This window comes from Cellulomonas sp. EB106-03-03-XG116 (genome assembly GCF_058792015.1).
In genome coordinates, this window is the sequence record NZ_JBYTEP010000020.1 from 35,705 (window position 1) to 61,759 (window position 26,055).

The 26,055-nt window shown below is 74.9% G+C and carries 23 protein-coding genes; 7 read left to right on the forward strand and 16 right to left on the reverse strand.

Annotation, left to right across the window (positions count from 1 at the left end):
• Window positions 1-7: 7 nt before the first annotated feature.
• A complete protein-coding gene (locus AC3WUG_RS09760; RefSeq protein ID WP_492327463.1) occupies window positions 8-1,900 on the reverse strand; it encodes an acetolactate synthase large subunit in 1,893 nt (630 codons plus the stop codon).
• A gap of 365 nt (window positions 1,901-2,265) precedes the next feature.
• On the opposite strand from AC3WUG_RS09760, the gene AC3WUG_RS09765 reads away from it, so the two are divergent.
• Complete coding sequence (locus AC3WUG_RS09765) at window positions 2,266-2,934, forward strand: AMIN-like domain-containing (lipo)protein (protein ID WP_492327464.1); 669 nt, start codon at window positions 2,266-2,268, stop codon at window positions 2,932-2,934.
• Window positions 2,935-2,949: 15 nt separating this feature from the next.
• Here AC3WUG_RS09765 and AC3WUG_RS09770 read toward each other — a convergent pair whose 3' ends face one another.
• From AC3WUG_RS09770 to AC3WUG_RS09795, 6 genes are all read right to left on the reverse strand, one after another.
• A complete protein-coding gene (locus AC3WUG_RS09770) occupies window positions 2,950-4,671 on the reverse strand; it encodes a glycoside hydrolase family 13 protein (protein ID WP_492327465.1) in 1,722 nt (573 codons plus the stop codon).
• A 41-nt stretch (window positions 4,672-4,712) separates the two neighbouring features.
• Window positions 4,713-5,801 (reverse strand): hypothetical protein, encoded by a 1,089-nt coding sequence (locus AC3WUG_RS09775; protein ID WP_492327466.1) that lies wholly within the window; start codon window positions 5,799-5,801, stop codon window positions 4,713-4,715.
• Complete coding sequence (locus AC3WUG_RS09780) at window positions 5,798-6,742, reverse strand: ABC transporter ATP-binding protein (protein ID WP_492327484.1); 945 nt, start codon at window positions 6,740-6,742, stop codon at window positions 5,798-5,800. Before AC3WUG_RS09780 ends, AC3WUG_RS09775 begins: the two co-directional genes overlap by 4 nt.
• Before the next feature lie 165 nt (window positions 6,743-6,907).
• The gene (ilvD, locus tag AC3WUG_RS09785; RefSeq protein ID WP_239197976.1) at window positions 6,908-8,623 is read right to left on the reverse strand and encodes a dihydroxy-acid dehydratase; all 1,716 of its coding nucleotides are present in this window, start codon (window positions 8,621-8,623) and stop codon (window positions 6,908-6,910) included.
• Between the two features lie 79 nt (window positions 8,624-8,702).
• Window positions 8,703-10,565 (reverse strand): dihydroxy-acid dehydratase, encoded by a 1,863-nt coding sequence (ilvD, locus tag AC3WUG_RS09790; RefSeq protein ID WP_492327467.1) that lies wholly within the window; start codon window positions 10,563-10,565, stop codon window positions 8,703-8,705.
• A 121-nt stretch (window positions 10,566-10,686) separates the two neighbouring features.
• Complete coding sequence (locus tag AC3WUG_RS09795) at window positions 10,687-11,370, reverse strand: VOC family protein (protein WP_492327468.1); 684 nt, start codon at window positions 11,368-11,370, stop codon at window positions 10,687-10,689.
• 316 nt (window positions 11,371-11,686) lie between these two features.
• Here AC3WUG_RS09795 and AC3WUG_RS09800 point away from each other — a divergent pair, with 316 nt between their 5' ends.
• The 4 genes from AC3WUG_RS09800 to AC3WUG_RS09815 all read left to right on the forward strand — a co-directional run bounded on the left by AC3WUG_RS09800 (window position 11,687) and on the right by AC3WUG_RS09815 (window position 15,796).
• Window positions 11,687-12,490 (forward strand): MerR family transcriptional regulator, encoded by an 804-nt coding sequence (locus AC3WUG_RS09800; RefSeq protein ID WP_492327469.1) that lies wholly within the window; start codon window positions 11,687-11,689, stop codon window positions 12,488-12,490.
• A gap of 327 nt (window positions 12,491-12,817) precedes the next feature.
• On the forward strand, window positions 12,818-14,179 hold the full coding sequence (locus tag AC3WUG_RS09805) for a cryptochrome/photolyase family protein (protein ID WP_492327470.1): 1,362 nt from the start codon (window positions 12,818-12,820) through the stop codon (window positions 14,177-14,179).
• A gap of 168 nt (window positions 14,180-14,347) precedes the next feature.
• A complete protein-coding gene (locus AC3WUG_RS09810) occupies window positions 14,348-14,914 on the forward strand; it encodes a DoxX family protein (protein WP_492327471.1) in 567 nt (188 codons plus the stop codon).
• Window positions 14,915-15,232: 318 nt separating this feature from the next.
• Window positions 15,233-15,796 (forward strand): DoxX family protein, encoded by a 564-nt coding sequence (locus tag AC3WUG_RS09815; RefSeq protein ID WP_154728818.1) that lies wholly within the window; start codon window positions 15,233-15,235, stop codon window positions 15,794-15,796.
• 110 nt (window positions 15,797-15,906) lie between these two features.
• On the opposite strand, the gene AC3WUG_RS09820 is transcribed toward AC3WUG_RS09815, so the two are convergent.
• The 7 genes from AC3WUG_RS09820 to ligA form a co-directional block, all read right to left on the reverse strand.
• Complete coding sequence (locus AC3WUG_RS09820) at window positions 15,907-16,452, reverse strand: GNAT family N-acetyltransferase (RefSeq protein WP_492327472.1); 546 nt, start codon at window positions 16,450-16,452, stop codon at window positions 15,907-15,909.
• 163 nt (window positions 16,453-16,615) lie between these two features.
• Window positions 16,616-18,124, reverse strand: coding sequence for an Asp-tRNA(Asn)/Glu-tRNA(Gln) amidotransferase subunit GatB (gene gatB, locus AC3WUG_RS09825; protein ID WP_492327473.1), 1,509 nt, complete (start codon window positions 18,122-18,124; stop codon window positions 16,616-16,618).
• On the reverse strand, window positions 18,121-19,635 hold the full coding sequence (gene gatA, locus AC3WUG_RS09830; protein ID WP_492327474.1) for an Asp-tRNA(Asn)/Glu-tRNA(Gln) amidotransferase subunit GatA: 1,515 nt from the start codon (window positions 19,633-19,635) through the stop codon (window positions 18,121-18,123). The genes gatB and gatA overlap by 4 nt, the downstream gene beginning before the upstream one ends.
• A gap of 1 nt (window position 19,636) precedes the next feature.
• Window positions 19,637-19,933 carry an Asp-tRNA(Asn)/Glu-tRNA(Gln) amidotransferase subunit GatC gene (gatC, locus tag AC3WUG_RS09835; protein ID WP_147795987.1) on the reverse strand — a complete coding sequence of 99 codons (297 nt, stop codon included), beginning with the start codon at window positions 19,931-19,933 and terminating at the stop codon, window positions 19,637-19,639.
• Window positions 19,934-19,969: 36 nt separating this feature from the next.
• A complete protein-coding gene (locus tag AC3WUG_RS09840) occupies window positions 19,970-20,383 on the reverse strand; it encodes a pilus assembly protein CpaE (protein WP_492327475.1) in 414 nt (137 codons plus the stop codon).
• A gap of 93 nt (window positions 20,384-20,476) precedes the next feature.
• The gene (locus AC3WUG_RS09845; protein ID WP_492327476.1) at window positions 20,477-21,745 is read right to left on the reverse strand and encodes a GNAT family N-acetyltransferase; all 1,269 of its coding nucleotides are present in this window, start codon (window positions 21,743-21,745) and stop codon (window positions 20,477-20,479) included.
• Window positions 21,742-24,198: an NAD-dependent DNA ligase LigA gene (ligA, locus tag AC3WUG_RS09850; protein WP_492327477.1), complete on the reverse strand. Its 2,457-nt coding sequence runs from the start codon at window positions 24,196-24,198 to the stop codon at window positions 21,742-21,744. The genes AC3WUG_RS09845 and ligA overlap by 4 nt, the downstream gene beginning before the upstream one ends.
• Window positions 24,199-24,361: 163 nt before the next feature.
• Here ligA and AC3WUG_RS09855 point away from each other — a divergent pair, with 163 nt between their 5' ends.
• Window positions 24,362-24,586 carry a helix-turn-helix domain-containing protein gene (locus AC3WUG_RS09855; protein ID WP_492327478.1) on the forward strand — a complete coding sequence of 75 codons (225 nt, stop codon included), beginning with the start codon at window positions 24,362-24,364 and terminating at the stop codon, window positions 24,584-24,586.
• 113 nt (window positions 24,587-24,699) lie between these two features.
• The gene (locus AC3WUG_RS09860; protein ID WP_492327479.1) at window positions 24,700-25,086 is read left to right on the forward strand and encodes a hypothetical protein; all 387 of its coding nucleotides are present in this window, start codon (window positions 24,700-24,702) and stop codon (window positions 25,084-25,086) included.
• A gap of 86 nt (window positions 25,087-25,172) precedes the next feature.
• Here the strand turns inward: AC3WUG_RS09860 and AC3WUG_RS09865 are convergent, their stop codons facing one another.
• Entirely contained in the window at window positions 25,173-25,424 is a 252-nt protein-coding gene (locus tag AC3WUG_RS09865; protein WP_492327480.1) for a helix-turn-helix domain-containing protein, read from the reverse strand.
• 58 nt (window positions 25,425-25,482) lie between these two features.
• On the reverse strand, window positions 25,483-25,932 hold the full coding sequence (locus AC3WUG_RS09870) for a hypothetical protein (protein WP_492327481.1): 450 nt from the start codon (window positions 25,930-25,932) through the stop codon (window positions 25,483-25,485).
• Window positions 25,933-26,055: the final 123 nt, after the last annotated feature.

Sequence of the window (26,055 nt, forward strand, 5' to 3'; positions counted from 1 at the left end):
CTCTTCCTCAGTCCTCGCGGTCCCACGCCGGGGAGATGCCCCGGGCGTACTGGATGTCGTCGTTGCTCACGCCGGCGGCGACCATCGGCCACACCATCGAGTCGCGCGACACCGTGAAGTCCACGACGACGGGCTGGTCGTCGATCTCCATCGCGCGCTTGATCGTGGCGTCCACGTCGGCCGTGGTCTCGCAGCGCAGGCCGACCGCGCCGTAGGCGTCGGCGAGCTTCACGAAGTCGGGGACGTGGATGGTGCCGTGGCCGGTGTGCAGGTCGGTGTTCGAGTACCGGGACTCGTAGAACAGCGTCTGCCACTGCCGGACCATGCCGAGCGAGGAGTTGTTGATCACCGCGACCTTGATCGGGATCTCGTTGATCGTGCAGGTGGCGAGCTCCTGGTTGGTCATCTGGAAGCAGCCGTCGCCGTCGATCGCCCACACGGTGCGGTCGGGCTGGCCGACCTTCGCGCCCATCGCCGCGGGAACCGAGAAGCCCATGGTCCCGAGGCCGCCGGAGTTCAGCCACGAGTTCGGCCGCTGGTACTTGATGAACTGCGCGGCCCACATCTGGTGCTGGCCCACGCCGGACACGAAGATCGACTCCGGCCCGGACAGCTCGCCGATCCGGGAGATGACGTGCTGCGGCGCCAGGTGGCCGTCGGTCGGCTCGTCGTAGCCCAGCGGGAAGGTCTCGCGCCAGGAGTCGATCTGCTGCCACCAGGCCTCGAGGTCCGGCTTGCCGTGCTGCACCTGCTCGCGGGCGAGCTCGGGCAGCAGGTCCGTGATGACCTCGCGCAGGTCGCCGACGATCGGCACGTCCGCGGCGCGGTTCTTGCCGATCTCGGCCGGGTCGATGTCGGCGTGCACGATCGTGGCGTTGGGCGCGAACGACGACAGCTTGCCGGTCACCCGGTCGTCGAACCGGGCGCCGAGCGCCACGACCAGGTCGGCCTTCTGCAGCGCGGCGACCGCGGCCACCGTGCCGTGCATGCCCGGCATGCCGAGGTGCTGCGGGTGCGTGTCGGGCAGCGCGCCGCGGGCCATCAGCGTGGTCACCACGGCGGCGCCGGACTCGTCGACCAGGCGGCGCAGCTCGGCGGACGCGCCGGAGCGGATCACGCCGCCGCCGACCATCAGCACCGGGCGGCGAGCCGTCGCCAGCAGCCGGGCGGCCTCGCGGATCTGCTTGCCGTGCGGCTTGGTCACCGGGTGGTAGCCCGGCAGGTCCAGCTGCTGCGGCCAGGTGAACGTGGTGTCGGTCTGCATCGCCGACTTGGCGATGTCCACGAGCACCGGGCCCGGGCGGCCGGTCGACGCGATGTGGAACGCCTCGGCGATCGTCCGCGGGATGTCGTCCGGGTCGGTCACCAGGAAGTTGTGCTTGGTGATCGGCAGCGTGATGCCGACGATGTCGGCCTCCTGGAACGCGTCCGTGCCGATCAGCGACGCGCCGACCTGGCCCGTGATCGCGACCAGCGGGATCGAGTCCATGTTCGCGTCGGCGATCGGCGTCACCAGGTTCGTCGCGCCGGGGCCGGACGTCGCCATCGTGACGCCGACCTTGCCCGTGGCCTGCGCGTACCCCGTGGCCGCGTGGCCGCCGCCCTGCTCGTGCCGCACGAGGATGTGCCGGAGCCGGGTGGAGTCCATCAGCGGGTCGTACGTCGGCAGGATCGCGCCGCCGGGGATGCCGAAGACGACCTCGGCGCCGGCCTCCTCGAGCGAGCGGACGATCGACTTCGCGCCGGTGACCTGCTCCGTGACGACGGGGCGCGGCCGGGCGGTGGGAGCGGCGTCGCGGGGTGCCGCGGGCTCGACGAGGCGCGCGGGCTCGCGCGCCTCGGGCGAGCCGGCGGGCGCGGCCGGCCGGCGGGGCGGTGCCGGGTGGGGGCCCTGGACCATCGGTGTCTCCTGCGTCTGTGCGGGTGGAGCGGGTGCTGCTGCGGCCGGGGCCGCGTGGGTGCCGCGCGAGTCCTCGCCGGCACGAAAAAACCCCTCGGGCCCGAGGAGCCGGGCCGGTCGAGGGGTGCGCGCGCTGACGAAGCCTTCCGTGCGTGGCGTCAGCCGGCGCGCCCGGGAAGTACTACGAGGAGGAGGTTCGTCCGCATGTCACGTGACACTACGCCGCGGTCGGTGCGGTGTCACGCCCGGGCTCGTCCGTCTCACATCGTGGTGCACGAGTCCACGAAGTGATCGATACCGAGTCGTGACCGGTCACGCCGCGCGCGTCCCGGTCCGCCGGGGTTCCCGCTCCTAGCCTCGTGCCCATGACGCGAACCCGCACGCGACCCCGCACCGCCCGCCGCCCCGTGCTCGCCGGCGCCGCCGTCCTGGCGCTCGCCCTGGTCGCCGCGTGCGGTGGTGGTGGCACCGCGTCGGACGAGCCGTCGACCGCGGCCCCGGCGTCGACGGCGAGCCCCACCGCGACGCCCTCCCCCACGCCCAGCCCGTCCGCCACCGCGTCCGTCGACGACGCGGAGGCGGACGCCGCCGCGCCGGACTGGGGCACCACGGGCGACGGCGAGGCGTCCGCCGACGCGCTGCTCACCGTCACCGGGGTCCGCCTCGGCACCCACCTCGGGTACGACCGCGTGGTCGTCGACCTGGGCGGCACGGGCACCCCGGGCTGGCACGTCGAGCGCGCGGCCACGGCCGCGGAGGACCCCACCGGCGACGCGGTCGACCTCGGCGGGGAGGCGGTGCTGACCCTGTACGTGACCGGGCTCGGCTACCCGTTCGACACCGGGGTCGAGGAGCTCGCGCCCGGGACCCGGGGGCCGGGCGGGACGGTCGTCACCGGCACGGAGTACTCCGGCACGTTCGAGGCGCAGGCCCAGGTGTTCCTCGGGCTCACCGACCCCGAGGCGCCGTACCGGGTGTTCCTCCTGCAGGACCCGCTGCGCCTCGTGGTCGACGTGCAGCGCTCGATGGCCTGACCGGGTGCGGCGGGTTCACGCCCGCCGCACCACCCGCGCCTCCCACGGCCGCAGCGTCGTCGGCTCCCCGGCGTCGGCGTGCGTGCCGAGCACCAGCTCGCCCCAGCCGCCGTCCGCCGCGAGCGGCCACGCGTCCCCGAGGTCGACGACCCGCTCCTCCCCCGACACGTTGACGACGACCAGCAGGGCGTCGCCGTCGAGCTCGCGGGTGTACGCGTACACCTGCTCGTCCTCGGGCAGCAGCATCGTGAAGTCGCCGAGCGCCACGACCGGGTCGGCGTGCCGGAGCTCGATCAGCCGGCGGTGGTGGTGGAACACCGACTCCGGGTCGGCGCGCTCGGCGGCCGCGTTGATCTCGACGTGGTTCGGGTTCACCGCGAGCCACGGGGTCCCGGTGGTGAACCCCGCCTGCGGCGAGTCGTCCCACTGCACCGGCGTGCGCGCGTTGTCCCGGCTCATCGCCGCGAGGCCCGCGAGCAGCTGCTCGTCCGTCGCCGACGCGAGCGTGCGGGCCTGGGCGACGTGGTTGACCGACTCGATGTCCCGGTACTGGTCGAACCGCGTGAAGTGCGCGTTCGTCATCCCGAGCTCCTCGCCCTGGTAGACGTACGGCGTCCCGCGGTGCAGGTGCAGCAGCGTCGCGAGGGCCTTCGCCGACTCCCGGCGGTGCTTCCCGTCGTCGCCGAACCGGGACACCACGCGCGGCTGGTCGTGGTTGTCCCAGTAGAGGCTGTTCCAGCCCGCGTCCGCGAGCCCCGCCTGCCAGCGCCCGAACGTCGCCTTGAGGTCGGTCAGCCGCAGCGGCTTCGGGTCGAACTTGCCCCCGGGGCCGTGGTCCAGGCCGACGTGCTCGAACTGGAACACCATGTCCACCTCGCGCCGGGCCGGGTCGGTGTACCTCCGCGCCTCCTCCAGCGTGACGCCCGGGGTCTCTCCCACCGTCAGCAGCCGGTCGGCGCGCCCCTCGAACACCTCGCGGTGCATCTCCTGCAGGTACTCGTGCACCCGCGGGCCGTCCGTGTAGTGCGCGCTGCCGTCGCCCCACACCCCCGCGACCACCGGCCCGTCCGGCAGCGCGGTGTCCTTGGAGATGAGGTTGATGACGTCCATCCGGAAGCCGTCGACCCCGCGGTCCAGCCACCAGCGCATCATCGCGTAGACGGCCTGCCGGACCTCGGGGTTCTCCCAGTTGAGGTCGGGCTGCTTCCGGCTGAACAGGTGCAGGTAGTACTCGCCGGACGCCTCGTCGAGCTCCCAGGTCGACCCGGAGAAGAACGAGTGCCAGTTGGTCGGCTCCGCGCCGGGCTGCCCCGGCGCCATGCCGTCGCGCGGGGGCCGCCACCAGTACCAGTCGCGCTTCGGGCTGACCGGGCCGCTCCGGCTCTCCAGGAACCACGGGTGCTCGTCCGACGTGTGGTTCACCACCAGGTCCATGAGCAGCTTCATCCCGCGCTCGTGCAGCCCGGCGATCAGCTCGTCCAGGTCGGCGAGCGTGCCGAACGACGGGTCGACGTCCTGGTAGTCGCTGATGTCGTAGCCGTTGTCGTCCTGCGGCGAGCGGTAGATCGGCGACAGCCACACCACGTCGACGCCCAGGGCGCTGAGGTGGTCGAGCCGGGAGATGATCCCGCGCAGGTCGCCGACGCCGTCGCCGTCGGAGTCCTGGAACGACCTCGGGTAGATCTGGTAGACGACGGCTCGGGTCCACCACGGTGCGTTGTCGACGGTCCATGCCATGCGTCCACCCTGGCATGCGGCGCGGTGGGGCGCAGCCGACGTCAGTCGACGTCGCGGTGCCGGAACATCAGGCCGCCGAGGACCACCAGGACGACCGTCACCACCCCGAGCAGCACCCCGCCGTGCAGCATCGACACGCTCCGCTCGGCCGTGCACATCCCGGCCTGCGGGACGCCGTCGAGCGGCGCGCACGGCACCGTGACCCAGTACGTCAGGCCGCCCTCCAGCCAGGCGAGCAGCGACGACCGCACGGTCCAGGGGGACAGCGCCGGGAGCAGGCCGGCCAGCACGCCGTCGACGAGCAGCAGCCAGCCGATGCCGACGCCGAGCGCCCCGGCCGCGCTGCGCAGCAGGAAGCCGAGCGCGGCACCGACCGCCCCGAGCGCCGCGGCGGCCGCCAGCGCCCGGAGCGCCTGCCACCCGAGGGCGGTCCACCACCCGGCGGTGAGCTCGCCGACCGCGTCGTGCACGCTCGCCGCGACCCACGCGCCGCCGACCGTGAGCGCGAGCGCGACCGCCGTCGGCACCAGCACGCCGGCCGCCGCGACCGTGACCTTGCTCGCGTAGACCCGGCCGCGCCGGGGGACGAACGTCAGCCAGGTCCCGAGCGCCCCGGAGCCGATCTCGGCCGTCACGAACGTGACCCCGGAGGCGAAGGCGAGCAGGAGCAGGAAGGTCGTCACCCCCGACACCCAGGTGGGGCCCGAGTCCGCGAGCGTCTGCTGGGGCGGCAGGTACGCCTCGAGGCGGGGCTCCAGGTCGTCGCACGCCCAGTCCGCGCCGGCGTCCGTCTCCTGCGCGACGGCCTCGCCCTCGCGGCAGTCGGCCACGTACTGCTCGCCGTTCTCCGCCCAGTCGTCCTGCGCGAACGCGAACTGCTGCTCCGCCTCCGCGATCGCGCGCTCCGACGGGGGTCGGGCCGCGGCGAACACGCTCGCGACGACCACGAGCGCCGCGACGACCGCGAGCAGCGCCAGCCACCGGACGGCCGCGCGGTAGCGGAACCGGCGGGCCTCGACGCGCACCAGGCCGCCGCGGGCCGGGCCGGAGGCGGCCGACCCGGTGCCGTCCGGCCGGGCGCCGGCGGGGCGCGCGTCCACGGCGCGCACGGCGCCCTGCGGGGCGCTCATGCGCGAACCCGCCGTCCGTGCGGCGCCGGCCGGCCCTGGTGCGCGGCGGCGGTGCCGTCCGTGCCCGTGCCAGTCAGGGCGAGGAACACCTGCTCCAGGTCGGCGCGACCCGGCGCGAGCTCGTGGAGGTACAGCCCGCGGTCGGCCAGCGCCCGCGTGATCTCCGCCGGCGCGGCGCCGGCGACGAGCAGCCCGCCCGCGCCGTCGGGCCGCACCGCCCAGCCGCGCTCGCCGAGCACCGCCGCGGCCTCGGCGGGACGCTCCACGCCCACGCGGGTCTCCCCCGCGCCTGCCGCGGCCAGCAGGTCCTCGACCCGGCCGCCCGCGACGAGGCGGCCCTGCGTCACGATCGACACCGTGTCGGCCACCTGCTGCACCTCGGCGAGGATGTGGCTGGACACGAGGACCGTCTTCCCGGCCGCGGCGAGGTCGCGCATCGTCTGCCGCACCTCGTGGATGCCGGCGGGGTCCAGGCCGTTGGTGGGCTCATCGAAGATGACCAGCTCGGGGTCCTTGAGCAGCGTGGACGCGATCGCCAGCCGCTGCTTCATGCCGAGCGAGTAGGTGCGGAACGCGCTCGACGCCCGGTCCGCGAGACCGACGTCGGCGAGCACCCGGTCGACCTGAGCCGTCGGCGCCCCGATCGCCGCGGCGAGCAGCTCGAGGTTCCGTCGCCCGGAGAAGGCGGGGAAGAACTTCGGCGACTCGACGATCGCTCCGACCCGGGCGACGACCTCGGGCAGCGCCGCGGGGACGGGGCGGTCGAGCACGCGCACAACGCCCGAGTCCGGCCGGATGAGCCCGAGCAGCATCCGGATCGTCGTCGTCTTGCCCGCCCCGTTCGGGCCCAGGAACCCGTGCACGCCGCCGAGGGGGACGTCCAGGTCGAGCCCGCCCACGGCGACGACCTGCCGGCCGCGGTGCCGGTAGGTCTTCCGCATGCCGCGGGTGCTCACGGCGGTGGTCCCCGCCGGCGCCGGCTCCGTCGTCACGCTCGCCCCCCGTCGCGTCGGGGCACCCGTCCGGCGCCCCGACGCGACCCTAGCGGGCCGGACGGGTCGAGCGCGGGCGTTCGCGCAGATCAGCGCTCGCGTCCCCGTCGGGCCTCAGATCAGCACCGCCCCCGTCGACGCCGACTGCACGAGCTTCGCGTACTTCGCCAGCACGCCCCGGGTGTACCGCGGGGGCAGCGGGGCCCAGCCGACCCGGCGGGCGGCGAGCTCCTCCTCCGGCACCAGCAGGTCGAGCGTCGCGTTGGCGACGTCGAGCCGGATCCGGTCGCCGTCCCGCACGAACGCGATCGGGCCCGCGTCGACCGCCTCGGGCGCGACGTGCCCGACGCACAGGCCGGTGGTGCCCCCGGAGAACCGGCCGTCGGTGAGCAGCAGCACGTCCTTGCCGAGCCCGGCGCCCTTGATCGCGCCGGTGATCGCGAGCATCTCGCGCATGCCCGGCCCGCCCTTCGGGCCCTCGTACCGGATGACCACGACGTCGCCGGCCTGGATGGTGCCGTCCTCCAGCGCGTCCAGGGCGGCGCGCTCGCGCTCGAACACCCGGGCCGTGCCCTCGAACACGTCCGTGTCGAAGCCGGCCGACTTCACGACGGCGCCCTCGGGGGCCAGCGAGCCGTCGAGGATCGTGATGCCGCCGGTGTGGTGGATCGGGTTGTCCAGCGCGCGCAGGATCTTGCCGTCCGGGTCGGGCGGGGCGACGTCCGCGAGGTTCTCCGCGACGGTCTTGCCGGTGACCGTGAGGCAGTCGCCGTGGATCAGGCCCGCGTCGAGCAGCGCCTTCATGATCACCGGGACGCCGCCGATGCGGTCGACGTCGGCCATGACGTACCGGCCGAACGGCTTGAGGTCGCCCAGGTGCGGGACCTTGGCGGCCACGCGCTTGAAGTCGTCCAGGGTCAGGTCGACCTCGGCCTCGTGCGCGATCGCCAGCAGGTGCAGCACCGCGTTGGTCGAGCCGCCGAACGCCATGACCACCGCGATGGCGTTCTCGAACGCCTCCTTGGTCATGATCTGCCGCGCGGTGATGCCCTTGCGCAGCAGCTCGACGACGGCCTCGCCGGAGCGCATCGCGAAGTTGTCCCGGCGGCGGTCGGCGCTCGGCGGGGCGGCGGAGCCCGGCAGCGACATGCCCATCGCCTCGGCCACCGACGCCATCGTGTTCGCGGTGTACATGCCGCCGCAGGCGCCCTCGCCCGGGCAGATGGCACGCTCGATGCGGTCCAGGTCGCCCTTGCTCATCAGGCCGCGGGCGCACGCGCCGACCGCCTCGAACGCGTCGATCAGCGTGACGTCCTTCTCGGTGCCGTCCTCGAGCTTCACCCAGCCGGGCATGATCGAGCCGGCGTACAGGAACACGCTCGACAGGTCGAGGCGCGCCGCCGCCATGAGCATGCCCGGGAGCGACTTGTCGCAGCCCGCCAGCAGCACGGAGCCGTCCAGGCGCTCGGCCTGCATCACGGTCTCGACGCTGTCCGCGATGATGTCGCGGCTCACCAGCGAGAAGTGCATCCCCTCGTGGCCCATCGAGATGCCGTCCGACACCGAGATGGTGCCGAACTCCAGCGGGTAGCCGCCGCCGGCGTGCACGCCGCTCTTGACGGCCTGCGCCAGCCGCTGGAGCGACAGGTTGCAGGGGGTGATCTCGTTCCAGGAGCTCGCGACGCCGATCTGGGGCTTCACCCAGTCGTCGTCGCCGAGCCCGACGGCGCGGAGCATGCCGCGCGACGCCGTGGCCTCGATGCCGTCGGTCACCTGCCGGGAGCGCGGCTTGATGTCGATGTCCGGGGTGTTCCCGCCCGTGGTCGTCATGAGCAGACTGTAGGCGCCGAGCGCGCGACGCGCCCCTGACGTGCCGGGGCGCGCCGCGCGGCGCTCGGGTCGTGCCGCGTCAGCCGCGGCGGAGGCGGCTCACGTCGCGGACGGCGCCGCGGTCGGCGCTGGTCGCCATCGCGGCGTACGCCTGGAGGGCCGGCGACACGTAGCGGTCGCGGTCGACCGGCTGCCACGGGTTCTCCCGCGCCTCCATCTTGGCGCGGCGGTCCGCCAGCACCTCGTCGGGCACGTTGACCCGGATGAGGCGGGTCTCCACGTCGATCTCGATCTCGTCGCCGTCCTCGATGAGGCCGATCGTGCCGCCCGCGGCCGCCTCGGGGCTGATGTGGCCGACCGAGATGCCGCTCGACCCGCCGGAGAACCGGCCGTCGGTGATGAGCGCGCACACCTTGCCGAGCCCGCGGCCCTTGATGAACGACGTCGGGTAGAGCATCTCCTGCATGCCGGGGCCGCCGGACGGGCCCTCGTAGCGCACGACGACCACGTGGCCCGGCTCGACCTCCTTGCGCAGGATCTTGTCGACGGCCTCGTCCTGGGACTCGCACACCAGCGCGCGCCCGACGAAGTGGAACACGTCCGGGTCGATGCCGGCGGTCTTGATGATCGCGCCGTCCTCGGCGAGGTTGCCGCGCAGCACGGCCAGGCCGCCCTCGACCGTGTAGGCGTGCGCGACGTCGCGGATGCACCCCGACCCGCCGTCGGTGTCGAGCGACTCCCACACGTTCGACGTGGAGAACGCCTGCGTGGTGCGCACGCCGCCCGGCGCCGCGTGGAACAGGGCGGTGGCGCGCTCGGTGGCCTTGCCGCCGCGCACGTCCCAGTCGTCGAGCCAGGCGCGGAGCGTCGGGGTGTGCACGCTGGTCACGTCGTGGTCGAGCAGGCCGCCGCGGTCGAGCTCGCCGAGCAGCGCGGGGATGCCGCCCGCCCGGTGCACGTCCTCCATGTGGTAGTCCGGGTGGTTCGGCGCGACCTTGGCCAGGCACGGCACCCGGCGGCTGATCGCGTCGATGTCCTCGAGCGTGAAGTCGACCTCGGCCTCCTGCGCCGCGGCGAGCACGTGCAGCACGGTGTTGGTCGAGCCGCCCATCGCGACGTCGAGCGCCATGGCGTTGGCGAACGCGGCGCGGGTCGCGATGCCGCGGGGCGCCGCGGTGTCGTCCTCGTCGTCGTAGTACCGACGAGCCAGGTCGACGATCGTGCGGCCGGCCTCGAGGAACAGCTCGCGGCGGGCGCTGTGCGTGGCGAGCGTCGAGCCGTTGCCGGGCAGCGACAGGCCGAGCGCCTCGGTGAGGCAGTTCATCGAGTTGGCGGTGAACATGCCGGAGCAGGAGCCGCAGGTCGGGCAGGCGTTCTCCTCGACCGTGGCCAGCGCCTGGTCGGAGACGTTGTCGTCCGCCGAGTAGTTGATCGCGTTGATCAGGTTGAGGTGCGTCTTGGCCACGCCGTCGGCGATCACGGCCTTGCCGGCCTCCATCGGGCCGCCCGACACGAAGATCACCGGGATGTTCAGCCGGAGCGCCGCGTTGAGCATGCCCGGCGTGATCTTGTCGCAGTTGGAGATGCACACCAGGGCGTCGGCGCAGTGCGCCTGGACCATGTACTCGACCGAGTCGGCGATCAGGTCGCGGCTGGGCAGCGAGTAGAGCATGCCCGCGTGGCCCATCGCGATGCCGTCGTCGACGGCGATGGTGTTGAACTCCTTGGCGACGCCGCCGGCCTCCTGGATCGCCGACGCGACCAGGTCGCCCATGTCCTTGAGGTGCACGTGGCCCGGGACGAACTGCGTGTACGAGTTGGCGATCGCGATGATCGGCTTGCCGAAGTCCTCGGAGCCCATGCCGGTGGCGCGCCACAGGGCGCGGGCGCCGGCCATGTTGCGGCCGTGGGTCGAGGTACGAGAGCGCAGAGGACGACTCACGCTGGGGCTCCTTCGGACGAGCAGGGCGCCACCGCGGCGGCGGCGTGGCCGTCACGGTACGTCCGCGCACGTCACGGTGCGTGCGGCGTCCGTCCTGTGATCGACCGAGGGGCGAGACGCCTCAGCCCTTCCCGCGCGCCTGCCAGGTGCACACGCAGGCCTCGTTGCCCTCGGGGTCGGCCAGCACCCAGAACGCGGGCGCGCGCCGGTCGGACAGCAACGTGCCGCCGGCCGCGAGCGCCGCCGCGACCCGGGCCTCGGCCTGGTCGTGCGGCACCGTCACGTCGACGTGGATCCGGTTGCGCTGCGGGCGCGGGGCGTCCATCTGCTGGAACCAGTACCCCGGCCCGAGGGCTCCGGGGTCGGCGAGCGCCGGGTCGTCCGGGTCGGTCCCGGGCTCCGGCTCGTACCCCAGCACCGCACGCCAGAACGGGGCGACGCGCGGGATGTCGAGCGCGTCGATCGCGATCTCCTGCGAGGTGAGCGAGGCGGGGTCGCCGCTGACCCCGAGCTCGTCCGCCGCCGCCGAGACGGCGTCCGCGAGCGCCAGGTCCGCCTCGGTGAGCCCGTGCACCGGCCACGTGGTCGTGCGCACCTGGACCACACCGGGCCGCAGCGTCACGTCCGGGGCGGCGCCGACCCGCTCCGCCGCGGCGGCCACCCGGGCGACGAGCGCCGCGCCGGTCGCGAGGTCAGGGACCCGGAAGGCGGCCTGCAGCCACAGCAGCAGCACCCGCCAGTGCCGGGCGTCGACCCGCTCGGTGGCGGCCCCGGGACCGATGACTCGCTGCATCGCGCTGTCCATGCCCCGACCCTCCCACTCCCCACCGACACGCCCCACCCCGCCCCCGGTCGCCCGCCGACCCCGGTCGCCGCCCTCGCCCGCCGACCCCGGTCGCCGAGATAGGACCTCCGCGCCGAGATAGGGCCCTGCCGCGTCCTATCTCGGCGGGACGGTCCTTTCTCGGCGGGAGAGGGCGGGTCGGGCGGGTCGGGCGACTCGTGCGGCCCGGGTCGGCGGGCGCGGGGCGAGAGGGGTTGCGATTGACGCTGCGTCAACGCCTACCGTCGAGCAGCGACGGCGGAACGACCGCCGTCGGCGACAGGACGGGGCGGACGGGATGACGGGCACCACGGGCACGGAGCGGTGGACCACCGCCGAGGTGGTGCGGCTGTCCGGGGTGACGTCCCGGGCGCTGCGGCACTACGACGCGATCGGGCTGCTGCGCCCGGCCGGCACGACGCCGGGCGGGCAGCGGGAGTACGGCCGCGCCGAGCTGCTGCGGCTGCAGCAGGTGCTCGTGCTCCGGGAGCTCGGCGTCGGGCTGGCGGCGATCGGGGACCTCCTCGACGCCGCCGCACCCGGCCAGGCCGCCCCAGGCGCCGACCCGGCGCGCGTCCGGGCCGACCGGCTGCGCGAGCACCACGCCGCGCTGCTCGCCGAGCGGGACCGGCTCGACCGGCTCGCCCGCACCGTCGCCGCCACCATCGAGTCCCTGGAAGGGGGCACCGACATGCCAGCCGAGGAGATGTACGAGGGCTTCGACCACCGCCGGTACGAGGCCGAGGCGCGCGAGCGCTGGGGCGACGAGGCGGTGGACCGCAGCACCCGCGCGTGGGAGGACCTGACCGTGGACGAGCGCGAGGCGCACCGCCGGGAGGGCGAGGCCGTGAGCGCGGGGCTGGCCGCGCTGCTGGCCGCCGGCACCCCGGTCGGCGACCCGGCCGTCCGGGACCTCGTCGCCCTGCACCACGCCTGGGTGGCGCTGTTCTGGACCCCGGACGCCGAGGCGTATCGGAACCTGGCGGCGATGTACGTCGACGACCCGCGGTTCGCGGCCACGTACGACGCGGTCGCTCCCGGGCTCGCGGTCTACCTGCGGGACGCCGTCGACGCGCACGCCGACGCGGTCGCCGGCGGCTGACCGGGCGCGGGAAGGTCGGGACCAACGGCCCACCTGCGGGCCGGGCTGCGGGGGCAGGCTGGTGCGCACGGACCACCGGTCGTCTCTCCCCCGGGGCGACCACCGGGCTTCTGCCCGCGGTCCGCTCCGGTCACCTGAGGACGACGACCCGTCAGCAGGTACCCCCAGTCGAGGCACCATCGGCTCATCGCCCGGGCCGGTGGTGCCTCGACGTGCGTCCCGGCCCGGTCGCACGTCGGGGCCCGGCACCTGCGACGGGCGCCGGGCGCCCGCACCGGCGTCCCTGCCCGGGTCGCGACGCCCGACGCCGCTGGCTACCGTCGCCGGGTGACCGCCCTCCACTGGTTCCGCCGCGACCTGCGGCTCGGCGACAACCCCGCGCTGCACGCGGCGGCCGCGCAGGGCGACGTGCTCGCGCTGTACGTGCTCGACCCGCGCCTGTGGGCGTCGTCGGGCGCGCCCCGCCGCGCCTACCTGGCCCGGAGCCTCGCGGCGCTCGACGAGCAGACCGGCGGCCGGCTGCTGGTCCGCCGCGGCGACCCGCGCGAGGTGGTCCCCGCGGTGGCCCGCGAGGTCGGCGCCGAGGCCGTGCACGTCGCGGCGTCGACCGAGCCGTTCGGCCGGCGGCGGGACGACCACGTGGAGTGGACGCTCGAGGAGGACGGCCGCGCGCTCGTCCGGACCGGGTCGCCCTACGCGGTGACGCCGGGTCGGGTCCGCAACGGCTCGGGCACGCCGTACAAGGTGTTCACGCCGTTCCGCCGGGCGTGGGCCGAGCACGGCTGGCACTCCCCCGCGCCGGACGCCGCCGCGACGGCCCGCGCGGTGACGTTCCTGGACGGCGGCCCGTCCGACGCGGTGCCGGACGCCCCGGTCCCCGACGGGCTCACGCTGCCCGAGGCGGGCGAGGCGGCCGCGCTCGCGCGCTGGGCGGACATGCTCGACGGCCCGCTGTCGCACTACAAGGCGGAGCGCGACCGGCCCGACCTCGACAGCACCTCGCGCCTGTCCGTGCCGCTCAAGTGGGGCGAGATCCACCCGCGCACGATCCTCGCGGACCTCGCCCACCGCCGGGGCGAGGGTGCCGACACGTTCCGCGGGCAGATCGCGTGGCGCGACTTCCACGCGGACGTGCTGTTCCACCAGCCGAGCGCCGCCCACGAGTCGCTGACGCCCGTGATCCCGGAGAGCGCCTGGGTGAACGGCCGCGCCGAGGAGGACGCCCTCGCCGCCTGGGCCGAGGGCCGCACCGGCTACCCGCTCGTCGACGCCGGGATGCGGCAGCTGCGCGGCGAGGGCTGGATGCACAACCGGGTGCGGATGGCCGTGGCCTCGTTCCTGGTCAAGGACCTGCACGTCCGCTGGCAGCGCGGCGCGGACCACTTCATGGCGTGGCTGGTGGACGGCGACATCCCGCAGAACCAGATGAACTGGCAGTGGGTCGCCGGCACCGGCCGGGACGCCGCGCCGTACTTCCGGGTGTTCAACCCGGTGACCCAGGGCCTGAAGTTCGACCCGCACGGGCACTACGTCCGGCGCTGGGTGCCCGAGCTCCGCGACATCCCCGGCAAGGCGGTGCACGAGCCGTGGAAGCTCCCCCGGTCGGCCGCGCCGGACTACCCCGAGCGGATCGTCGACCACGCCCACGAGCGCGCGGTCTCGCTCGGCGCCTACCAGTCGATGCGCTGACGCCGGCCGGCACCGCCCCGGGACCGAGGTCCCGACGCGCGGGCCTGCGGGGTCCGATCACGCACGAAGTCGGGGAAGTCGGGACCTTCGACCCCTCCGCCCAGGGGGACATAGCGGGACATTGAGCGCGTCGTCACAACGCCGTGATCCCGACCGGAGGCAGCCGCCATGTCCGCACCCACCGTCTCGCGCTCGTCCACCGCACCGGCCCCGCTGCCGGCCCAAGAGGACGTCGTCACCTCCCTGAACGCGCGCCGCGCGCTCGCCGCGACCCGGCTCGCCACCGGGTTCATCTTCCTGTGGGCCTTCGTCGACAAGACGTTCGGCCTCGGCTACTCGACCCCGTCCGAGCGCGCCTGGATCAACGGCGGCACGCCGAGCCAGGGCTTCTTGAACAGCGAGGCGGTGGTCGGCCCGTTCAAGGACCTGTTCCAGTCGATCGCCAGCCCCGCCACCGACGTGCTGTTCATGCTCGGCATGCTCGGCGTCGGGCTCGCGGTGGTGCTCGGCATCGGCCTGCGGGTCTCCGCCTGGTCCGGCTCGCTCATCATGGTCCTGATGTGGGCCGCCGAGTGGCCGCTCACCGCCGGGTCGACGAACCCGCTGGTGGACTACCACATCATCTACGCCCTGGCCCTGATCGCCTGCGCGACCTGCCTGGCCGGCGACACCTGGGGGCTCGGCCGCATGTGGCGCGAGCTGCCGGTGGTGCGGTCGCAGCGCTGGCTGCGCTGAGGACGCGGCCGCGGCGGACGGAGACCGCCGCGGCCGGCACCACGACGAGGCGCCCGTCCCGGACCCGGGGCGGGCGCCTCGTCGTGCGCACCGGCGGGGCCGCGGCGCGCCTCCGCGCGATCCGGGACCGAGGTCCCGAGTGGGGCCCGCCTCGCCCCGGGACCCAGGTCCCGGGTGACCGGCATCCGGGTGACGCGGAGCGCTTTCCAGCAGCCGCACGCAGGGAGTTTGGGACTTCCGTCCGGGGTGCGGGGCCTCGGACGGGAGGACATTGGGAAAGTCATCACAAGGTGAACCCACAACACGAAGGCACGGATCATGACCACGATCACCACCCCCCGCACCGAGGCGGCCCCCGCGACCTCGCGGACCCAGGAGGACGTCGTCACCTCGGTGGCCGCCCGCCGCGTGCTCGCCGCTCTCCGCCTGTCGACGGGGTTCATCTTCCTCTGGGCGTTCCTCGACAAGACGTTCGGGTTCGGCTACTCGACCGCCTCGGACGCGGCCTGGATCCACGGCGGCGCGCCGAGCCAGGGCTTCCTGCAGTTCGCGGCCCAGGGCCCGCTGACCGGCTTCTTCAACGGCATCGCCAGCCCGGTCTCGGACGTGCTGTTCATGCTCGGCATGCTGGGCGTCGGCCTGGCGGTCATGCTCGGCATCGGCACCCGGGTCGCGGCGGGCGCCGGCTCGCTGATCATGGCGATGATGTGGCTGGCCGAGTGGCCGCTCATCTCGGGCTCGACCAACCCGGTCATGGACTACCACATCATCTACGCGCTGGTGCTGGTCCTCGTGGCCCTCACCGCGGGCGGCGACACCTGGGGCCTCGGCCGCTGGTGGAAGAGCCTGCCGGTCGTGCAGAAGAACCGCTGGCTCATCTGATCGACCCGCACCCCTGAGCGGCCCGGCCGCTCACCGCAGGCGCGAGGCGCCGGTCCCCACCCTCCCGGGGACCGGCGCCTCGTTCGCGCGCGCGGGCGCCGCGGACGACGTCAGGCCGCGCGCAGCGCCCGGTACTCGTCCTCGAGCATCCCCATGTCGATGCCGTCGCACCAGCCGTCGCCGTCCCGGTACGCGTCCCGGCGGCGCCCCTCCACCCGGAACCCGATGTTCTCGTACAGCGAGCGCGCCCGGGCGTTGATGCTCAGCACGTCCAGCCCGATCCGGTGCAGACCGATCCCGTCGAACGCCAGGCCCAGCACCAGCTCGATCGCCTCGGTGCCGTAGCCGCGGCCGCGGTACGCCGGCCGCATGACCAGGCGCATGTTCGCGGAGCCGACCACCTCGTCGATGTCGTTCAGCACGATCTCGCCGAGGTACTCGTCGGACCCGTTCGCGGTGATGGCCAGGTCGATCCGCCCGTCCATGCCGGAGACCGTCGCGCACCACGCGTCGATCTGGGCGCGGGTGAACACCGTCGTGGTGCCGGTGGTCCGCATCCCCTCGGGGTCGTTGACCATGTCCCACATCGCCGGCGCGTCGTCGGCGCGGATGGGGCGCAGGTGGATCATCTCGCCCTCGAGCGTGGGCTTCTCCATGGGACTGCCTCCTCGTCGACCCGAGCCTAGGCACTGCGGGTGACCGTCGTGTTTCGCCGCGCGGTCCGGCGGGTTCCGGGGCGGGTCCCGGTCGCGTGCCGGCCCCGCACGCGACGGCGGCGCGGCCCCGGTCCCGCCGGGTGCCGCGCCGCCGTCGTGCTGCTCAGGCCTGGACGCGCTCCAGGACCAGCTCGCGCACGCGGCCGGCGTCCGCCTGGCCACGGGTCGCCTTCATGACCGAGCCGATGATCGCGCCGACCGGGCCGAGGTTGCCGGACCGGATCTTCTCCGCGATGTCGGGCTGCGCGGCCAGGGCCGCGTCGATCGCCTCGAGCAGGGGGCCGTCGTCCGAGACGACCTCCAGGCCGCGCGCGACGACGACCGCCTCCGGGTCGCCCTCGCCGGCCAGCACGCCCTCGAGGACCTGCCGCGCGAGCTTGTCGTTGATCCGCCCCGCGTCGACGAGCTGCTGCAGCTGGCCGATCTGCGCCGGGGTGATCGGCAGCTCGGCGAGCTCGACCTCCTGGGTCTTCGCGGTGCGGGCCAGCTCGCCCATCCACCACTTGCGCGCGGCGGCCGGGCTCGCGCCCGCGGCCACGGTCGCCTCGATCAGCTCGACCGCGCCCGCGTTGACCACGTCGCGCATCTCGGCGTCGGCGTAGCCCCACTCCCCCTGCAGCCGGCGCCGGCGGGCGGCGGGCAGCTCGGGCAGCGCGGCGCGGATCTCCTCGACCCACTCCCGCGACGGGGCGACGGGCACCAGGTCGGGCTCCGGGAAGTACCGGTAGTCCTCGGCGTCCGACTTCACGCGGCCGGCCGTGGTGATGCCGGTGTCCTCGTGCCAGTGCCGGGTCTCCTGGGTGACCGTGCCCTGCGCGTCGAGGATCGCGGCCTGGCGGCTGATCTCGTACCGGACGGAGCGCTCGACCGAGCGGAACGAGTTCACGTTCTTGGTCTCGGTGCGGGTGCCCAGCGGCGCGGTCGGCGTCGGGCGCAGCGAGACGTTGACGTCGGCGCGGACGTTGCCGCGCTCCATCCGCGCCTCGGACACGCCCAGCGCCCGGAAGATGTCGCGCAGCGTCTGCACGTACGCCCGCGCGACCTCGGGAGCGCGCTCGCCGGCGCCGGTGATCGGCTTGGTGACGATCTCGACCAGCGGGATGCCGGCGCGGTTGTAGTCGACCAGCGAGTACTCCGCGCCCTGGATGCGGCCGGTGGCGCCGCCGACGTGGGTGTTCTTGCCGGCGTCCTCCTCCATGTGCGCGCGCTCGATCTCGACGCGGAACGCGGTGCCGTCCTCGAGCTCGACGTCCAGGTAGCCGTCGTGCGCGATCGGCTCGTCGTACTGCGAGGTCTGGAAGTTCTTCGGCACGTCCGGGTAGAAGTAGTTCTTCCGGGCGAACCGGCAGGTCTCCGCGATCTCGCAGTTCAGCGCGAGGCCGATCCGGATCGCGTACTCGACCGCGGTGCCGTTGACGGCGGGCAGCGCGCCCGGCAGGCCCAGCGAGACCGGCGTGACCGCCGTGTTCGGCTCGGCGCCGAAGGTCTGCGGGGCGCCGTCGAACATCTTGGTCGCGGTGCCGAGCTCGACGTGCACCTCGATGCCGATGACCGGGTCGAACCGGGCCACGGCCTCGTCGTAGTCGACCAGGTCGACGGTCTGGGTGCTCACTCGCCCACCTCCAGCTCGGGAGCCTTGGCCAGCAGCGGGCCGCCCCAGTTCTTCTCCAGCAGCGCCTCGAGCGCGGCGCCCACGCGGTACAGCCGGTCGTCGGCCTTGGCCGGGGCCAGCACCTGGAAGCCGACGGGCAGGCCGTCGTCCGACAGGCCGTTCGGTAGCGACATGCCGGGCACGCCGGCGAGGTTCGCCGGGATCGTGGCGACGTCGTTGAGGTACATCGCCAGCGGGTCGTCCAGCTTCTCGCCGAGCTTGAACGCCGTGGTCGGCGCCGTCGGGGAGACCAGCACGTCCGCCTGCTCGAACGCGTTCGCGAAGTCGCGCTGGATGAGCGTGCGGACCTTCTGCGCCGAGCCGTAGTAGGCGTCGTAGTAACCCGCCGACAGGGCGTAGGTGCCGAGGATGATCCGGCGCTTGACCTCGTCGCCGAAGCCGGCGCCGCGGGTCGCGGCCATGACGCGCTCGGCGGTCACGGGGCCCTCGGAGGGCTCGACCCGGAGGCCGAACCGCATGCCGTCGAACTTCGCCAGGTTGCTGGACGCCTCGGACGGCAGGATCAGGTAGTAGGCGCCGAGCGCGTACTCGAAGTGCGGGCAGGAGACCTCGACGATCTCGGCGCCCGCGCCGCGGAGCAGCTCCAGCGACTCCTCGAACCGGGCGAGCACGCCGGGCTGGTAGCCCTCGCCCTGCAGCTCGCGGACCACGCCGACGCGCACGCCGGTGAGGTCGCCGGACGCGCCCTCGCGGGCCGCGGCGACCAGGCCGGGCAGCGGCTCCGGGATGGACGTCGAGTCGCGCGGGTCGTGCCCGCCGATGAGCTCGTGCAGCAACGCCGAGTCGAGCACGGTGCGCGTGACGGGGCCGGCCTGGTCGAGCGACGAGGCGAGCGCGATGAGGCCGTAGCGGGACACCGAGCCGTAGGTCGGCTTCACGCCGACGGTGCCGGTGACGGCGCCGGGCTGGCGGATCGAGCCGCCGGTGTCGGTGCCGATGGCCAGCGGGGCCTCGTACGCCGCGACCGCCGCGGCCGAGCCGCCGCCGGAGCCGCCGGGGATCCGGTCCAGGTCCCACGGGTTGTGGGTGTTGCCGTAGGCCGAGTGCTCGGTCGACGACCCCATGGCGAACTCGTCCATGTTGGTCTTGCCGAGGATCGGCAGGCCCGCGGCCTTGATCCGCTCGACCAGGGTCGCGTCGTACGGCGGCACCCAGCCCTCGAGGATCTTCGAGCCGGCCGTGGTCGGCAGGCCCTGCGTGACGACGACGTCCTTGACGGCGATCGGCACGCCGGCGAGCGGGTGCAGCTCCTCGCCCGCGGCGCGGCGCGCGTCGACGTCGGCGGCCGTGGCCAGCGCCTCGGTGGCCGAGACGTGCAGGTACGCGTGCACGGCGGGCTCGACGGCGGCGATGCGGTCCAGGTGCGCCTGCGTCACCTCGACGCTGGTCACCTCGCGGGCGACGAGCTTGTCGGCCAGCTCCGCGGCCGAGAGACGGGTCAGGTCGGTCATCTCACTCCTCCCCGAGGATCTGCGGGACGAGGAACTTGCCGTCCTCGGACGCGGGGGCGCCGGACAGCGCCTGCTCCTGCGTCAGCGGCTGCTCGGGCACGTCCGGGCGGAACACGTTGGTCATCGGCAGCGGGTGGCTGGTGGCCGGCACGTCGGGCGTGGCGACCTCGCTGACCCGGGCGACCGACTCGACGATCACGTCGAGCTCGCCCGCGAGGCGGTCGAGCTCCTCGGGGGTCAGGTCGATCCGCGCCAGGCCCGCGACGCGCGCGACCTCGTCACGAGAGAGGGAGGACATGCCCGCGAGTCTAGTCGCGACCGGGTCCCGGCCGGGTCAGACCCGCGCCGCCGAGACCAGCGCCAGCACCGCGTCCGCGTAGGCGTCCTCGGCCTCCTCGGCGGCGAACGACCGCTCCGGCTGGCCCGGCAGCTCGACGACCACGAGGTACGAGCCGTCGAGCGCCCTCGCCAGGCTCCGGAACGTGCCGCCGAGCAGCTCGCGGAGCTGGTCCTCGCGCGGCAGCCACACCGCGTCGTCCTGGGTGACGGAGTCGAGCGCCCACTCGGTGGTGCCGTTGAACCCGAGCACCGTGCCGCTCGGGTAGGCGTGCGGCTCGATGGTCATCTCGCTGATGGTGAAGACCTCGCCGGCCAGGGCCGGCTGGCGCAGGGCGAACCGGTCCCCGGACGTCGGCGTCCAGCGCAGGCCCGCGGCGTGCAGGAGCTCCGCGCGCTCGATGGCGATCATCGCGCCAGTATCGTCCGGCGTCTCACGGCGCGCTCGGCGGGGCGCCGCGGCGGGTCAGCCGCGGGCGCGGTGCCGGGCGCGCACCCGGCGTCGTCAGCGCTCCCAGTACGCGTACCGCTCCGCCGGGCGGAACCCCTCCCCCGCGTACAGGTCCGCGGCGCCGGGGTTGCCGACCTCGACCTGGAGGAACGCCCGCCGCGCGCCGCGGTCGGCGGCCGCGCGCAGCCCGGCGCGGGTGAGCAGCCGGCCGAGGCCGCGACGTCGCGCGGCCGGCTCGACCATCAGGCAGGAGAGCCCGGTCCAGCCGTCGGCGAGCGCGGCGCGCAGCACGGCGAGGGCCGCCCCGTCCGCGTCGGTCGCCGTCAGGTAGAGCGCCGGGGAGCCGGCGACGACGGCGCGGGCGGTCCCGGGGTCCACCGCGCCGCCCGCCGCCTTCACGCCGAGCCAGCCGGACAGCCAGGCGTCGTCGGGCCCGTCGGCGACGGTCACGCGGACGTCCGGCGGGATCGCAGCGCGCTCGGGCGGCAGCGCGGCGAGGTCGCGGACCAGCACGTCGGTGACGGCGCGCTCGGCGTACCCGCGGGCGGCCAGGGCGGCGGCGAGGCCGTCCGGGGCACCCGAGCACACCCGCACCACCGACGGCTGCCCGGCCGCGGCGTAGACGGCCTCGACCCGGCCGAGCGTGGCCCGCAGGTCCTCCGGCGCGCCGAGGGGCAGCGCGCTGTTGGCCCGGCGGGTGAACCCGCCCGACAGGCCGAGCCGCCAGCCGTCGACGTCCCGCGTCGCGACGGGGACCCAGGTCGCGGCCTCGACGAGCACCCCCGGTGCGACGGGCGGGGTCCAGGTGAGGGCCTGGAGGTGCACGCCCTCGTGGCCCCAGTCGCGCGCGGGCGCGGCGGCGAACCCCAGCCGGTCGTACAGCCGGCGGGCCGCCGCCATCTCGGCGAGCGTCGACAGCACCACGCCGCGGGCCCGCCGGGCGACCGCCTCGCGCAGCGCCGCGGTCACAAGCCGGGCGGCGACGCCGCGGCCGCGGGCGCCGGGGGCGACGGCGAGCATGCGGAGCTCCAGCTCGCCGGGCTCGGCGATCTCGGCGTAGGAGGTCGCGTACGGCGCGAGCGTGAGCGTGCCGACGACCTCCTCGGCGGGAGCGTCGTCCCCACCAGCCGCCGTCGCGACCAGGAGCACGGCCTCACGGGCGCGGCGCGCGGCGTCGCGGAGCTCGACCTCGTACTCGTCGTCGACCTCCAGCAGCCCGTCGGCGCGGTAGGCCTCCGCGGTGAGCGCGCCGACGGCGGCGTGGTCCTCGGGGCGGGCGAGCCGGATGCGCACCGGGCCGACCGCCGCGGCCGCGGCGGTCACGAGGCGTCCGCGTCGCCCGGGACCTCGCCCGCCGGGGAGTCGTCGCCGGCCGGGCTGACGCCCGCCGCGTCGTCGTCCTCGCCCGGGCCGTCCCCCACGGCGGCCGGCCCGCCGGCCAGCAGCGCGACGAACCCGTCCTCGTCCAGGATCCGCAGCCCGAGCTCGATCGCCTTGGCCTCCTTCGACCCGGCGTTCTCCCCCACGACGACGTAGTCGGTCTTCTTGGACACCGAGCCGGACGCCTTGCCGCCGCGGGACAGCACGGCCTCCTTCGCGCCGTCGCGGCTGAACCCGGCGAGGCTGCCGGTGACGACGACCGTGAGGCCCTCGAGCGTGCGGGGCGCGGACTCGTCGGCCTCGTCGGCCATCACCACGCCGGCGTCCCGCCACCGGTCGACGATGTCGGCGTGCCAGTCCTCGGCGAACCAGTCGAGCACCGAGTCGGCGATCGTCGGGCCGACGCCGTCCACGCCGGCCAGGGTCGCCCGCGCGCCCTCGGCGTCCGCGAGCGCCGCGCGCAGCGCGTCCATGGACCCGAAGCGCTGGGCGATCGCGCGCGCCGCGGTGGGGCCGACGTTGCGGATGCTCAGCGCGACCAGCACGCGCCAGAACGGCTTCGTCTTGGCGGCGTCGAGCTCGTCGAGCAGCTTCCTGGCCTGCTCCGACGGCACGTCCTCGTACTCGGGCAGCGGCTGACCCGCGGCCTCGGCGTCGCGGCGCGCCTTCACGCTGTGGGTCACCCGACGGCGGAACGGGGTGCGGCGGCGCACGGTGCCGTCCTCGTCGACGCGCGGCTCGCCCGTCTCGGGGTCGCGCACGACGACCTGGACCTGCTGCAGCCGGGCGAAGCTCCGCGCCCGCACGCGCTCCCTCTCCTCCTCCGGGGCGTCCGCGGGCCAGCCGACGAGCTCGAACAGGTCGGCCTCGTTCACCACCGGCGGGACCTCGGGGATCTCCGGCTGGGTCAGCGCGGCGGCCGTGACCTCGCCGAGCGCCTCGATGTCGAGCGCCCCGCGGGACCCGATGTGCTCGACGCGGCCGCGCACCTGGGCCGGGCAGGTGCGGGCGTTCGGGCAGCGCAGGTCGACGTCGCCCTCGCGCATCGGCCGCAGCGTCGACCCGCACTCCGGGCACTCGGTCGGCATCGTCCAGTCGGTGCGCGGGTAGCCGTCGTCCGCCAGCGCGGTGACGGGGCCGACGATCTCGGGGATCACGTCGCCGGCCTTGCGGAGCACCACCATGTCGCCCGGGCGCACACCCTTGAGCGCGACCACGTCCTTGTTGTGCAGCGTCGCCATGGCCACGGTCGACCCGGACACCTTGACCGGCTCCATGACCGCGTACGGGGTGACCCGGCCGGTGCGGCCGACGTTCACCTCGATCGCGAGCAGCCGGGTGTTCACCTCCTCCGGCGGGTACTTGTAGGCGATGGCCCAGCGGGGCGCGCGGCTGGTGGCGCCGAGCCGCCGCTGGAGCGCCAGGTCGTCGACCTTGATGACGACGCCGTCGATCTCGTGCTCGTAGGAGTGCCGGTGCTCGCCGATCTCCTCGATCCGCGCGGAGACGTCCGCGAGCGCGGGGACGACCCGGTAGTGCGGCGACGTCGGCACGCCCCAGCCGGCCAGCAGCTCGTAGACCTGGGACTGCCGCTCCAGCGCGACCGCCCCCGGGCCCCACCGCAGCGCGCCGATGCCGTGGGCGTACATCCCGAGCGGCCGGCTCGCGGTCACCCGCGGGTCCTTCTGCCGGAGCGACCCCGACGCGGCGTTGCGCGGGTTGGCGAACGGGGCCTTGCCCGCCGCCACCTGCGCCGCGTTGAGCTGCTCGAACGCCTCGACCGGGAGGAACACCTCCCCGCGGACCTCGATCTGCTCCGGGTGCGTCGCCGGGTCCCCCGCGAGCACGTCCGGGATGCTCGCGATCGTCCGGACGTTCAGGGTGACGTCCTCGCCCGTGCGCCCGTCGCCGCGGGTCGCCGCGCGGACGAGCCGGGCCGGGCCGTCGCCCGTGCGCTCGTAGAGCAGCGCGATCGCGAGGCCGTCGATCTTCAGCTCGGTCAGGTAGCCGACCTCGGCGCCCGCGGGCAGCTCCAGGTCGCGGTGCACCCGCTCGGCCCAGGCGGCGACGTCCTCGGCGGAGAACGCGTTGTCCAGCGACAGCATCCGCTCGACGTGGTCGACCGCGCGGAACTCGGTGGAGAACGTGCCGCCGACGTTCTGGGTGGGCGACTCGGGCGTGCGCAGCCCGAACTCCGGGTACGCGTCCTCGAGCGCCTCCAGCCGGCGCAGCGTCACGTCGTACTCGGCGTCGCTGGCCGCCGGCTCGTCCCGCACGTAGTAGGCGAACTGGAGCTCCCGGACGCGGTCCGCGAGCTCGGTCCACCGCTGGCGTGCGGCGGCCTCGTCCAGGCCGGAGTCCTCGGGGTTCGTCGTCTCGGGTCGTGTCGCGTCCACGCGCACATCATGCCGCGCGCCCCCGACACGGCACCCGCGGGGCGCGCGGCCGCCGGGCTCCCGGCGGGGTGCCGGCCGGGGTTCCCGGCGGGGTGCCGGCGCCGCTACGCTGCTACTCATCAGTCTGTAGACAGAGAAGTAGCACGACCCCGACCGTGGGACCGTGATCGGTGAGCTGCAGGTGACGGTGGGGCGGCGCGTGCGCCGGCTCCGGATCGAGCGCGGGATCAGCCAGGAGGCGCTCGCGCGCGACGTGGAGATGCACCGCACCTACCTGGGCGGTGTCGAGCGCGGGGAGCGCAACCTCACCCTGCGCTCCGTCGAGCGGCTGGCGGAGCGCCTCGGCGTGCCCGTCCGCGAGCTGATCGGCGACGCCCCCGAGGACTGAGCCGGGCGGCCTGTGGACGACGGGGCTCCCGTGTCGGTGGTCGTGCCCACAGTGGGTGGGACGAGGGGCGCGGCCGCGCAGGAGCCCCTCGGCAGGCCGACCGAGGAGGACCCGTGAGCACCGAGCAGGACCGACCGACCTGGCAGGTGGAGCCCTGCCCCGACTGGTGCGTGGTGCTCCACGCGCAGGACGACGACGTGCGGGACCGCGCGCACGTCAGCAGCTCGATGTCCGTGGCCTCCCGGCAGCTCCTGGGCGGTCCGGGCGCCGCGGTCTCGCCGTTCGCGGAGCGCGAGCCGGACGCCGCGCCCGGGAGCCCGGACGCGCTGGACCGCACCGCCGCGGCCGAGCTCGCGGTGTGCGTGCACCGCCGTGACGGCGCCCGGACCACCTGGGTCTACGTGGGCGACGGCGCGGTGCAGCACCTGGAGCTCAGCGCCGAGTCGTGGCACCGGCTGATGCCGGCGCTCGACCGGGTGCTGGACCTGGCGCGGGCCTGACCGGGTCGGCGCGGGGGGCGAGCCGCACCCCCGCGCGGTCCCGGCCCGGCGGCCGCGGCGGGTCAGGACGCCTCGGCCGCGACGGGTCAGGACCCGTCGGCGCCCGTCGTGCCCGGGTCGGGACCGCCCGGGGCGAGCAGGTCGACCGGGTCGACGCCCAGGCTCCCCGCCAGGCGCTCCAGCGAGCGCAGCGACAGGTTGCGCTCGCCGCGCTCCACGGACCCCAGGTACGTGCGGTGGTGCCCGATCCGGTCCGCCAGGTCCTCCTGGCTGAGGTCACCCGCCGTGCGGATGCGCCGGATGTTCCGTCCCACGGTGCGCTGCAGCTCTCCGTCCACACCGCGAGCGTCCCGACGCGCCCGCGCGGGGTCTACACACTCATGAGTAGCACCGCGGTCATCCCGCGGCGGCGACCGCCGGCCGGCGCCGGGCGCGCCACGCCGCCGCCGCGCCGCCGGCCACGAGCAGCACGCCCACGCCGACGGCCGCGACGGCCGTGCCCGCGAGCGCCGCGGGGCGCTCCGCCAGCACGGTCTCCGTCGCGCGCCCGTCGACCGTCCAGGTGCAGACCGCCCGGGGCGGCAGCAGCGACGAGGACACGGTCGCGCCGTCCTCCCCCGCGGTCGCGGCGGCGACGCAGGTGCCCTCGTCGGCGAGCCCGGTGCTCAGCGTCGACGTCACCAGCCCGACCCACACGACGAGCAGCACCACGAGCCCGGCCACGGCGAGCCCGGCCCCGGCCGCGAGCACCGCCGCGTGCCGCCGCCCGAGCCACGGCTTCCGCGGGAACGCCGCTCGCGCGCGCCCCGCGCCCGGCGCACCAGGGCGCCCCGCGCCCCCGCTCACGACTCCGCCCGCTCGGCCACGACCGCCGCCGCCCGCGCCACGGTCGCGAGCGTCGCCCGCGCCGCCGCCGGGTCGACCCTGTCTCTTATCCACCTCTGACGCTGCCGACGAAGGCCGTGGAGT

Excerpts from the sequence above, each read along its gene's own strand:
- AC3WUG_RS09760 (WP_492327463.1), bottom strand. The coding sequence starts at position 1,900 with ATGGTCCAGGGCCCCCACCCGGCACCGCCCCGCCGGCCGGCCGCGCCC.
- AC3WUG_RS09765 (WP_492327464.1), top strand. The coding sequence starts at position 2,266 with ATGACGCGAACCCGCACGCGACCCCGCACCGCCCGCCGCCCCGTGCTC.
- AC3WUG_RS09770 (WP_492327465.1), bottom strand. The coding sequence starts at position 4,671 with ATGGCATGGACCGTCGACAACGCACCGTGGTGGACCCGAGCCGTCGTC.
- AC3WUG_RS09775 (WP_492327466.1), bottom strand. The coding sequence starts at position 5,801 with ATGAGCGCCCCGCAGGGCGCCGTGCGCGCCGTGGACGCGCGCCCCGCC.
- AC3WUG_RS09780 (WP_492327484.1), bottom strand. The coding sequence starts at position 6,742 with ATGCGGAAGACCTACCGGCACCGCGGCCGGCAGGTCGTCGCCGTGGGC.
- ilvD (WP_239197976.1), bottom strand. The coding sequence starts at position 8,623 with ATGACGACCACGGGCGGGAACACCCCGGACATCGACATCAAGCCGCGC.
- AC3WUG_RS09795 (WP_492327468.1), bottom strand. The coding sequence starts at position 11,370 with ATGGACAGCGCGATGCAGCGAGTCATCGGTCCCGGGGCCGCCACCGAG.
- AC3WUG_RS09800 (WP_492327469.1), top strand. The coding sequence starts at position 11,687 with ATGACGGGCACCACGGGCACGGAGCGGTGGACCACCGCCGAGGTGGTG.
- AC3WUG_RS09810 (WP_492327471.1), top strand. The coding sequence starts at position 14,348 with ATGTCCGCACCCACCGTCTCGCGCTCGTCCACCGCACCGGCCCCGCTG.
- AC3WUG_RS09815 (WP_154728818.1), top strand. The coding sequence starts at position 15,233 with ATGACCACGATCACCACCCCCCGCACCGAGGCGGCCCCCGCGACCTCG.
- AC3WUG_RS09820 (WP_492327472.1), bottom strand. The coding sequence starts at position 16,452 with ATGGAGAAGCCCACGCTCGAGGGCGAGATGATCCACCTGCGCCCCATC.
- gatA (WP_492327474.1), bottom strand. The coding sequence starts at position 19,635 with ATGACCGACCTGACCCGTCTCTCGGCCGCGGAGCTGGCCGACAAGCTC.
- gatC (WP_147795987.1), bottom strand. The coding sequence starts at position 19,933 with ATGTCCTCCCTCTCTCGTGACGAGGTCGCGCGCGTCGCGGGCCTGGCG.
- AC3WUG_RS09840 (WP_492327475.1), bottom strand. The coding sequence starts at position 20,383 with ATGATCGCCATCGAGCGCGCGGAGCTCCTGCACGCCGCGGGCCTGCGC.